Here is a 9,358-nt window from a genome sequence, read left to right as displayed (position 1 = left end):
CGGATCCTGCCGCTGGAACGCTTGAACCGGGCGGAGGCGGCGCGCGTGCCCACTCCAGAGATGGCGATCAGCCACTTCCGGAAGGGAATCGCATGATGACCAAGCATTGGACACGTTGGCTCGGCGGCGTTGTCGCCGCCGCCACCCTCGTCCTGTCTGCGGGGGCCGCCCAGGCCGCCGGCGGATGGACCGCGTCGCCCGCCACAGGGGTCAGCGGCCCCATCAGCAGTTCCAGCGATACGGACGCGTGGGCATTAGGCACCTCGGGATTCGCGCACTGGAATGGGAGCACCTGGCAGCAGATCGCGGCGCCCAACGGGATTGGACGGGTGAACGCCTTCGCCACCCGTGGACCGGCGGACGCCTGGGCCGTGGGGCGCGTGAGCGCCACCGGATATCGGATCTCGAACCCGCAGATCAGCCACTGGAACGGCAGCGAGTGGAGCATCTCGACCAGCCCCGCCATTTCAGGACGGCGGGCCGGGCTGAACAGCGCGGCCGCCGTCGGTGCCTCTGACGCCTGGGCCGTGGGTTCCGACGGACGGTTCGCGCTCGTCGAGCACTGGGACGGCACGTCCTGGAACCGCATCACCGTGCCCGCCCCAGCCACCGACGACTTCTTCAGTTCCACGCTCGGCGCCGTCAGCGCACGGTCTGCCAGCGATATCTGGGCAGTCGGAACGTGGGGGCATCTGTCGTCGGCTCCTGACAGCCTGTATGCCCTGCATTACGACGGCACTTCCTGGAGCGTCGTCCCAATGGCGCAGACGGGGAGTCTCTCCAACAGCAACGCGCCCGTCGCGAACGGCGTGGTCGCCATTGCTGCCAATGACGTGTGGATGGTTGGTAACCAGGGCAATTTCGGCACCCCCCTCACGCTTACCGAGCACTGGGACGGCAGCAAGTGGGCCATCGTGCCGAGCCCGTTCGACCACGGGTCCAATTCGTCCAACAGCATCAGCAGTGGCGCGCTTGCCGCGGTGACGGCGCGGGGCTCGAACGACGTCTGGGCCGGCGGCAACTCCTTCACTTTCACCGACGGCGACCCGGCGGGCGTCTACAGCGCCCTGCTCATCCATTGGGACGGCACCCGCTGGACGCAGGCGCCCGCACCGACCACCGGCACCAACAACTCGATTCAGGGTCTCGCCACGACACCCGGCGCCCACATCATCTGGGCGACCAACGCCGGCAGTCCCAACCTGCTCACCCACCCGTGATCCGATGAACCGACGCCGTCCGGTGGCCCTCGGCCACCGGACGGCGCTGCATGGCCATGGTTCGATCATCCAGGTGCGCCTCGGCGGCGAATAAGAGTCACTTCCGATGTGATGAGGGGACTCTTGATGCAACGTTCCTCCTGGCTCCGCAGAGCCGTCCGGGCAGGCGTCGCACTGGTGGCCGTGACCAGTGCGCTGCCTCTCGCCCTGTCCGCGGCCGGTCCCGCGACCGCGGCGGCGCCTCCTGCTTACGCCGCCGACCTCCCCAACCTCAGCACGCCGCAGGTGGCCTACGACCGGCTCGCCAATCAGACGGCGCAGGGAGTGGCGGTGCGCGGCTCCGACGGCGCGCTGCTCTACGCCGCACGTTCGGGCAGCGGCTTCGCCGCCCTGCAGTCGCTCGGCGGGTTCATCGTCGGTGACCCGTCCGCCGTGGCGACGTCCAACGGCACGGACCTGTTCGTGCGCGGCGGCGACAACCAGGTCTACGCCAACCATGTCGCACCGTCCGGTGCGGTCTCCGGCTACTCGGTGGTGTCCGGCCTGACGGTCACCGGGGAGATCGAGTCGATCGTCCCGGCGGACGAACCGACCGGGACCGTGCGGATCTTCGCCCGCGGCCCGGAAGGCGCAGTGTGGACCAACGTCCGCCGCGGCGGCTCCTGGGTCGGCTGGAGCAGCCTCGGCGGATTCATCACCAGCGACATCACCGCGGGCCGGCTGATCGGCCCGATCGGCGGCAACGTCCGCATCTTCGTCCGCGGCAGCGACAACCGCGTCTACCTCAACCAGATCAGCCCGACCGGCGCCTCCGGTTTCCAGGCGATCGACAACATGCGCGTCACCAGCAACATCGCGATCAGGGACAGCGACCCGATCAACGCCCTGGCGATCTTCGCCCGCGGAGAGGACAACCGGGTCTACACCCGCGACCTGTTCAGCGGAACGCCCTGGAAGCCGTTGGACGGCGTGACGGCCACAAGCGACATCGCCGTGACCTCCCGGGCGCTCTACGTCCGAGGCGGCGACAACGCCGTCTACGTCAACCCCCAGAACTCCGGAAACGGCGCCTACATGGGCTTCCAGCGCGTCGACGGATCGGTCACCGGCAACCCGGCGGCCTTCACCCTCCAGCCCAACGGAGGCCCGACGACCCAGTACCTGCTGGCCCGCCAGCCCAACAACACGCTCGCCTTCACCACGGGCGGCCCGCCGTTCGCCGGTTACAGCCCGGTCTCCGGCCCGACCATCGACTAGAACACTCCCCGGCCCCGCCGTCGTAACGACGGCGGGGCCCACCCTTTCCAACGCCGCCATCTCCTACCGGTTGGACAAGCGGCGAACAGGCGCCCGTGACGCTCCCCGCGGCGCCGTGACGGCGGTGCCGCACCCGGCTGGACGCGGCGCATTCCGGCGGCGATCGGCGGGGGTTCCGGGGGACCCTTCTAAACCGCTGGGGCTACTGAGGCTGGTGGGACGCATGTGACCGCCAGATCAGAAGCATTTCGACGCAGTTGTCAAAGCGTGGGCAAGACAGAAAACCCGTTGAAAAAGACGAAGTTGATCCGCTTCTGAGCGGGGCATACCGTCGCAAATGGCCGGAGCGACCGACAAGGTCGCGACGGAAACCCCCGATTCAATGGGAAACACTTCCATGATGAATGCAAAGCGAACGGCGATCGTGCTGGCGGGCGCTCTCGGCCTGCCCTTCCTGACGGCCCTCTCCGCGGCCGCGGCCCCCGATGCGCCGGAAGGCGTCAGCGTCGACGTGGTCACCGTCAACGGCTCCGGCTGCCGGGCCGGAACGTGGTCGGTGGACGTCAGCGACGACCGGACCGCCTTCACCGTCTCCTACAGCGACTTCGTCGCCACCGCCGGCGGTGACACGTCGCCGACGGAGATGCGGAAGAACTGCCAGATCAACCTGCGGGTCAACGCCCCGAGCGACTACACCTACGGCATCACCGGCCTCGACCACGAGGGCTACGCCAGGCTGCGGGAAGGGGCGACCGCCACACAGCTGACGAACGTCTACTTCCAGGGCTCCCCGGAGACCCAGCAACTCGGCAACCACCAGCTCCGGGGCCGGTATCGCGGCGGATGGGCGTTCCAGGACAGGGTCAGTCCTCAACAGACGGTCTACAAGCCCTGCGGCGAAGAGCGCAACCTCAACATCAACACCGAACTGCGGGTGGACGCGGGAAGCTCCGACGCCTGGACGAGCTACATCTCGACGGACTCCACCCACGGCAGCGCGAAATACCTCTTCGCCTGGAAGCGCTGCTAAAAGCCCTTTCACAAACCTCTCTTCGCACCCTGACTGAGCAGAGGCCGATCAAGGCAGCCGCCTTGATCGGCCTCTGCTCTGCATGGGTGCCGCGCCTTTCCGCCAAGCGCGTAGCAGCGCGGTCCGTATAACCCGGATATGTGCCGCCCCGCGTCCGCCGCGCACGTTGTTTCGACGGCGCTCGCGCGGGAGGGCGTCCCAAGGGCCTTCGAGGACAGTCCGGGCTCACGGCGGTGTTGTGGCGATCCACCCCGCGTCCGCCGCCCTGACCTGCGCATCCGGCGGGTCGACGCGATGCCGTCGTCCGGCCCCGCCCGTGCCCGGCGCAGAGCCGCGCATCGATTCGATCGAGGATCGAGATCAAGTACTCGATGGACGGTTGAGTGTTGACATTCGAACCTCTGCGTCCCACTATGGGTCGAAATCGAGCAGAGGAGTGGTTTGTGTCACAGGCGGAGGTCCTGCGGGACCAGTTGATCGAGCAGGGCGTCAAGTACGTGTTCGGCTTCTACGTCGACGTCCACGGGGTGCCCAAGAGCAAGTGCGTCCCGGTGGAGTCGCTGCCCTCGATGGCGAAGGGCTCGGAGCTGTACACCGTGGGCGCGCTGGAGGGCATGGGCGACCTCGGTCCGCATGAGGACGAGTGCGCGGGCATCCCCGATCTCGACCGGCTGGTGGTCCTGCCCTGGAAGCCGGAGTTCGCGGTGGTGCCGACGAGCCTGCACCTCGACGGCGAGCTCTACCCGCAGGAGGCGCGCAACTTCCTCCTCCGCCAGGTCGAGGCCGCCGCCGAGATGGGCTTCGTCGCCAACGTGGGGATCGAGCCCGAGTTCTACGTGGTGCGCGAGACCGCCCAGGGGTGGGAGCCGCTGGTGCCGCAGGACCGGCTGGACGCGCCGACGCGGGGCTACGACCTGGAGACCACGGTGCTGGCCGAGCCCTTCCTCGGGCCGATGGTCGAGTACATGAACGGCCTTGGCTACGGCGTCTACTCCTTCGACCACGAGGGAGGCGACGGGCAGTACGAGTTCAACTTCGACTACACCGACGCGCTCACCATGGCCGACCGAATGGTGATCTTCCGGCTGATGGCGAAGCACGTCGCCCGCGAGCTGGGCTGCATCGCGACGTTCATGGCCAAGCCGTTCCAGGACGACTTCGGCTCCGCGTCGCACGTGAACATCAGCCTCGCCGACCAGGAGACCGGCCGGAACGTCTTCGAGGCCGCGTCCGGCGGGGGCTACAGCGACACCGCCCGCCACTTCGTCGCCGGTGTGCTCGCCCACGCGGGCGCCATCTGCGCCGTGACGTCGCCGACGGTCAACTCCTACAAGCGCTTCACCAGCAAGGGCTTCATGGACGAGATCTCCTGGGCCCCCGTCCACCGGAGCTGGGGCGAGAACAACCGCACCCTGATGTGCCGGATGCCGGTGAACCGGCACTGCCTCGAAGTGCGCACCGTGGACGCCTCGGTCAACTACCACCTCGGCATCGGGCTCATCCTCGCCGCCGGGCTGGACGGCGTCGCCAAGAAGCTCGACCCGGGCGAACCACTCAACCGCGACACCTACCGTATGACCACGGAGGAGCTCGCCCCGTACGGCGACCTCGCCCTGCCGCGCTCCCTGGAGCAGGCGCTGGACCAGTTCGAGGCGGACGACCTCGCGGAAACGGTCATGGGCAAGGAGTTCCACCGCACCTTCCTGGACTACAAGCGGGCCGAGTGCCGCGAGTACGGATCAGTGGTCACCGACTGGGAGACCCGGAACTACATGCAGAGGCTTTGAGATGACCACCGTGAACGAGACGATCTCGGCTGAGGCGGACGCGCGGCGCACGAAGGCCAACGTCGAGGCGTTGGAGCGGATGGTCGGCGCCGAGCCCGTGCTGGTGGGCGTGGCCGCGGCCGGTGACGTCGTCCCCGGGATGACGCCCACCACGATCCTGACGTCCGGGGCGCCGCTGGAATGGCCCGAGTACACCGGCGGCCAGCGTCGCGCCATCCTCTACGGCGCGGTCTACGAGGGCCTGGCCGGGAGCGTCGAGGACGCCGAGGCCAAGATCGACGCCGGCGAGATCCAGGTGCGCTCCACCCAGCAGCACGCCTGCATCGGCTCGGTGGCGGGCATCTACACCGCCTCGATGCCGGTGTTCGTCGTCCGCGACGAGGCCCACGGCAACACCGCCTTCTGCAACTTCTACGAGGGCAAGAGCCGCTACCGCCTCAACTACGGCTCCTACGACCAGGAGGTCGCGGACGGCCTGCGGTGGCTGGAGACGACCATGGCGCCGGTGCTGGCCGAGAGCCTCGCGGGCGCCCCGATCCCGCTCAAGCCGATGATGGCCCGCGCGCTGCGGCTCGGCGACGAGCTGCACAGCCGCAACACGGCGGCCACCCTGCTGCTCCAGCGGGAGCTGACCCCGCGGCTGTTCGCCCTGGCCACGACACCCGAGTGGCGGACGCGCGTCGAGGAGGTCATGGACTTCTTCCTCGCGAACGACTACACGTTCCTCCGGCTGAGCATGGCCGCGGCCAAGGCCACCGCGGACGCCGCCCACGGCGTCGAGCACAGCAGCCTGCTCACCGGAATGGCGATCAACTGCCGCGAGTTCGCGGTCCGCGTCAGCGGCCTCGGCGACGAATGGTTCCGGGGCGGCCACCCCGAGCTGCAGGGCCGCTTCTTCGACGGCTTCACCGAGGCGGACGCCGAATGGATCGGCGGGGAAAGCTGCGTCACCGAGACCGTCGGCCTCGGCGGAATGGCTCAGGCGTGCGCCCCGTCGCTGATGGATTACCAAGGCGGAACGTTCCAAGCAATGCTGGAGAACAACGAGGCGATGTACGAGATCACCTCGGCGGAGCACCCCGACTACAAGATCCCGGCGTTCGGCTTCCGCGGCACGCCCGTGGGCGTCGACCTGCACGCCGTGATCGCCACCGGCCGCACCCCCCTGATCGACGGCGGCCTGGCCGGACGCTCCGGAGGCCAGATCGGCGCGGGCCTCCTGCGTCCCCGCATCGAGGCGTTCACCGCAGCGGCCGCCGCCTACGCCGAGCGCTACCCCACCTCCCCAGCCTCCTGACCCGATGACACCCCTGGAGTGAGCCATGACGAACTCGGAGCAGGTGACCCCCACCGGTCGCGGAGCGGCGAAGGACGAGTCCCATATCCAGGGCCGGATGGGGCCCTTCGAGCTGGCCTTCTTCGTCGTGGCCGCGGCCGGACCGCTGCTGGTGGTCGCCGGGTTCGCCCCGCTGGCCTTCATGATCGGCGGGATCGGCGCCCCCGGCGCGCAGCTCGTCGCGGGCATCGTCCTGCTGCTGTTCGCGGTCGGCCTGACCCGGATGGCGCTGCGCATCAAGAACGCGGGCGCCTTCTACTCCTACATCGGGCAGGGGCTCGGCCGGCCGGTCGGCGGCGGGGCGGCCACCCTGGCGACGGCGGCGTACTCGGTGATCGCCATCGGCCAGCTCGGCGCGGTCGGCGCCTTCGCGAAGGCGCCGGTCAAGGACGCCTTCGGCGTCGACGTGCCGTGGCCGGTGTTCTCGCTGACCGCGCTGGCCATCGTCGTCTACCTGGGGCACCGGCAGATCTCCCTCAGCGCGAAGGTGCTCGGCGTCGCCCTGCTGTCGGAGGCGGTGGTCCTGCTCGTCCTCGCCGCGCCGGTGCTCTGGCAGGGCGGCGCGGAGGGCCTCGACCTGGACTCCTTCTCCCCGTCGTCGGTCTTCGCGGGCGGCAGCACGGGCGCGATGTTCGCCATCGTGTTCGGCGCGTTCATCGGGTTCGAGTCGACCGCGATCTACTCGGAGGAGGCCCGCGACCCCAAGCGGACCGTCCCCCGGGCCGTATACCTGGCCGTGGGATTCCTGGCCCTCTTCTACACGTTCATGGCCTGGATCGTGTACGTCGCCTACGGCAAGGCGTCGATCGTGGACGCCGCCACCGCCGACCCGGTCGGACTGGTGTTCGCCGCGACGGAGAAGTACGTCGGGCACGGTGCGGTGGTCGTGATGGAGGTCCTGCTGGTGACCAGCGCGTTCGCGTCCACGCTGGCCTTCCACAACACGGCGTCGCGGTACCTGTTCACGCTCGGCCGCGAGAAGATGCTGCCGAGCGCGCTCGCCCGCGTGCACCCCGGCCACCGTTCGCCGTACGTGGCGAGCGCCGTCCAGGGGATCATCGGCCTGGTGGCGATCATCGCCTTCGCGATCGCCGGAGCCGACCCGTACCTCCAGGTCTTCCTGCTGATGGTGGCGCCGGGCGTGCTGGCCGTGATCGTCCTGCAAGCGGTGTGCTCGCTGGCGATCGCGGTCTACTTCAACCGGAGGGACACCGCGCACGGGCTCACCGTGTGGAGCACGACGGTCGCGCCGGTGCTCAGCCTCGTCGGACTCGGCGTCGCGTCGTGGCTGGTGGCGCGCAACTTCGAGTTGCTCTCCGGCCGGACCGACTGGGTGAACGTCCTGCTCCTCAGCTTCATCCCGCTGGCGTTCCTCATCGGAACCATTCGGTCGCTGAGGCTCAAGCGGAACCAGCCCGAGGTCTACGAGCGGCTGACCAAGACCGAGGTCTTCTGATTGCCCAGCCTGAACGCCCACCGTGAGGCGGACGTGACGGACCGGCCAATGATCGGCATCAGCGCCGACCTGGTCGAAGCCGCATGGGACGTCTGGCGACGGCGAGCGGTCGTCCTGCCGGTGGCCTACCACGAGCAAGTCCAGGCCGCCGGCGGGACCGCCGTCGTCCTCCCTCCCCAGCCGGACGCGGCGCCCGCCGTGGTCGCGAGGCTCGACGGCCTGGTGCTGGCGGGGGGAGCGGACATCGACCCCCGCCGGTACGGGGCGCGGCCGCACCCGTCCGTGCGCCCGGCGGACGCCCTGCGGGACGAGTGGGAACTCCGGCTCGCCGGGGCCGCCCTGGCCGCCGACCTGCCCGTCCTCGGCATCTGCCGGGGGATGCAGCTGCTCAACGTGGTGCGCGCCGGGACCCTCGTCCAGCACCTACCCGACGTCGTCGGCACCGACGCGCACCTGCCGGACCGCTCAGGGTTCGGAAAGCACTCGATCATCATCCTGCCCGGCAGCAGGCTGTACGCCGCGCTCGGCGACCGCGCCGACATCGCCACCCACCACCACCAGGCCGTCGGCAACCTCGGCCGCGGCGTGGTGGAGACGGCCTGGGCCGAGGACGGTGTCGTCGAGGGCATCGAGATCCGCGACCGGACCTTCGCCTGCGGCGTCCAGGGCCACGCGGAGGAGAGCGGCATGACCGGGCTGTTCGCCCAGCTCGTCGCCGCGGCGGCGGCGCGCCGGACCGCTCAGCCGAGCTCCCACTCGTAGGAGAACTTCTCGATCTTGAGGATGAGCGAGGTCTCCACGGCGGTGATGCCCGGCAGCGCCCCGAGCACGTCGGTGGTGAACCGGAGCAGGTGCTCCTTGTCGTAGAAGAACGCCTCGATCATCACGTCGAAACGCCCCGTGGACAGCCCGCAGTAGCGGACCTCCGGCGCCCCGACCAGCGCCTGGCTCACCTCGCGCAGGTACGGCAGGCTCACCGAGAGCCCGATGATCGCCGAGATGTTGTACCCGGCCAGCCGCGGCGTCGGCACCGCGACAATCTCCATGAGGTCCCGCTCGCGCATCGCCGCGATGCGCTTCCGCACGGTCGTCTCCGTGATCCCCAGCGTCCGCGCGATCGCGGAGTTGGACGTGCGCCCGTCCTTCTGCAGAATCCGGAGGATCTCCCGATCCGTACTGTCCAGCGCCGCCATCGATGGGGTGGCCTGCCCCGCCCGCGCGCCATCACCGGCTCTCTCCTTGCCACCCACCCGCTCAGCGTATCGCCCCCCT

Annotated in this window: 8 protein-coding genes; 7 read left to right on the top strand and 1 reads right to left on the bottom strand. The window is 69.4% G+C overall.

The window, feature by feature from the left end:
* Positions 1-92 precede the first annotated feature (92 nt).
* The 7 genes from FXF65_RS16055 (at position 93) to FXF65_RS16025 (ending at position 8,848) form a co-directional block, all read left to right on the top strand.
* Complete coding sequence (locus tag FXF65_RS16055; protein WP_148350765.1) at positions 93-1,220, top strand: hypothetical protein; 1,128 nt, start codon at positions 93-95, stop codon at positions 1,218-1,220.
* Between the two features lie 177 nt (positions 1,221-1,397).
* A complete protein-coding gene (locus tag FXF65_RS16050) occupies positions 1,398-2,477 on the top strand; it encodes a DUF8189 domain-containing protein (RefSeq protein ID WP_148350764.1) in 1,080 nt (359 codons plus the stop codon).
* A 400-nt stretch (positions 2,478-2,877) separates the two neighbouring features.
* Positions 2,878-3,507 carry a DUF4360 domain-containing protein gene (locus FXF65_RS16045; RefSeq protein ID WP_148350763.1) on the top strand — a complete coding sequence of 210 codons (630 nt, stop codon included), beginning with the start codon at positions 2,878-2,880 and terminating at the stop codon, positions 3,505-3,507.
* 443 nt (positions 3,508-3,950) lie between these two features.
* The gene (locus FXF65_RS16040) at positions 3,951-5,294 is read left to right on the top strand and encodes a hypothetical protein (RefSeq protein WP_187412328.1); all 1,344 of its coding nucleotides are present in this window, start codon (positions 3,951-3,953) and stop codon (positions 5,292-5,294) included.
* A 1-nt stretch (position 5,295) separates the two neighbouring features.
* On the top strand, positions 5,296-6,591 hold the full coding sequence (locus FXF65_RS16035) for a YlbE family protein (protein WP_148350761.1): 1,296 nt from the start codon (positions 5,296-5,298) through the stop codon (positions 6,589-6,591).
* Between the two features lie 25 nt (positions 6,592-6,616).
* Positions 6,617-8,086, top strand: a complete 1,470-nt coding sequence (locus FXF65_RS16030; RefSeq protein ID WP_148350760.1) for an APC family permease — start codon at positions 6,617-6,619, stop codon at positions 8,084-8,086.
* A 48-nt stretch (positions 8,087-8,134) separates the two neighbouring features.
* Positions 8,135-8,848, top strand: coding sequence for a gamma-glutamyl-gamma-aminobutyrate hydrolase family protein (locus FXF65_RS16025; protein WP_148350759.1), 714 nt, complete (start codon positions 8,135-8,137; stop codon positions 8,846-8,848).
* Here FXF65_RS16025 and FXF65_RS16020 read toward each other — a convergent pair.
* Complete coding sequence (locus FXF65_RS16020; protein ID WP_187412327.1) at positions 8,827-9,336, bottom strand: Lrp/AsnC family transcriptional regulator; 510 nt, start codon at positions 9,334-9,336, stop codon at positions 8,827-8,829. The two genes, FXF65_RS16025 and FXF65_RS16020, sit on opposite strands and share 22 nt — an antisense overlap.
* Between the last annotated feature and the right edge of the window lie 22 nt (positions 9,337-9,358).

This window comes from Actinomadura syzygii, from assembly GCF_008085905.1.
Lineage (GTDB): Bacteria > Actinomycetota > Actinomycetes > Streptosporangiales > Streptosporangiaceae > Spirillospora > Spirillospora syzygii.
This window is presented reverse-complemented; position numbering and strand designations above follow the sequence as displayed.

Excerpts from the sequence above, each read along its gene's own strand:
- FXF65_RS16055 (WP_148350765.1), top strand. The coding sequence starts at position 93 with ATGATGACCAAGCATTGGACACGTTGGCTCGGCGGCGTTGTCGCCGCC.
- FXF65_RS16045 (WP_148350763.1), top strand. The coding sequence starts at position 2,878 with ATGAATGCAAAGCGAACGGCGATCGTGCTGGCGGGCGCTCTCGGCCTG.
- FXF65_RS16035 (WP_148350761.1), top strand. The coding sequence starts at position 5,296 with ATGACCACCGTGAACGAGACGATCTCGGCTGAGGCGGACGCGCGGCGC.
- FXF65_RS16030 (WP_148350760.1), top strand. The coding sequence starts at position 6,617 with ATGACGAACTCGGAGCAGGTGACCCCCACCGGTCGCGGAGCGGCGAAG.
- FXF65_RS16025 (WP_148350759.1), top strand. The coding sequence starts at position 8,135 with ATGATCGGCATCAGCGCCGACCTGGTCGAAGCCGCATGGGACGTCTGG.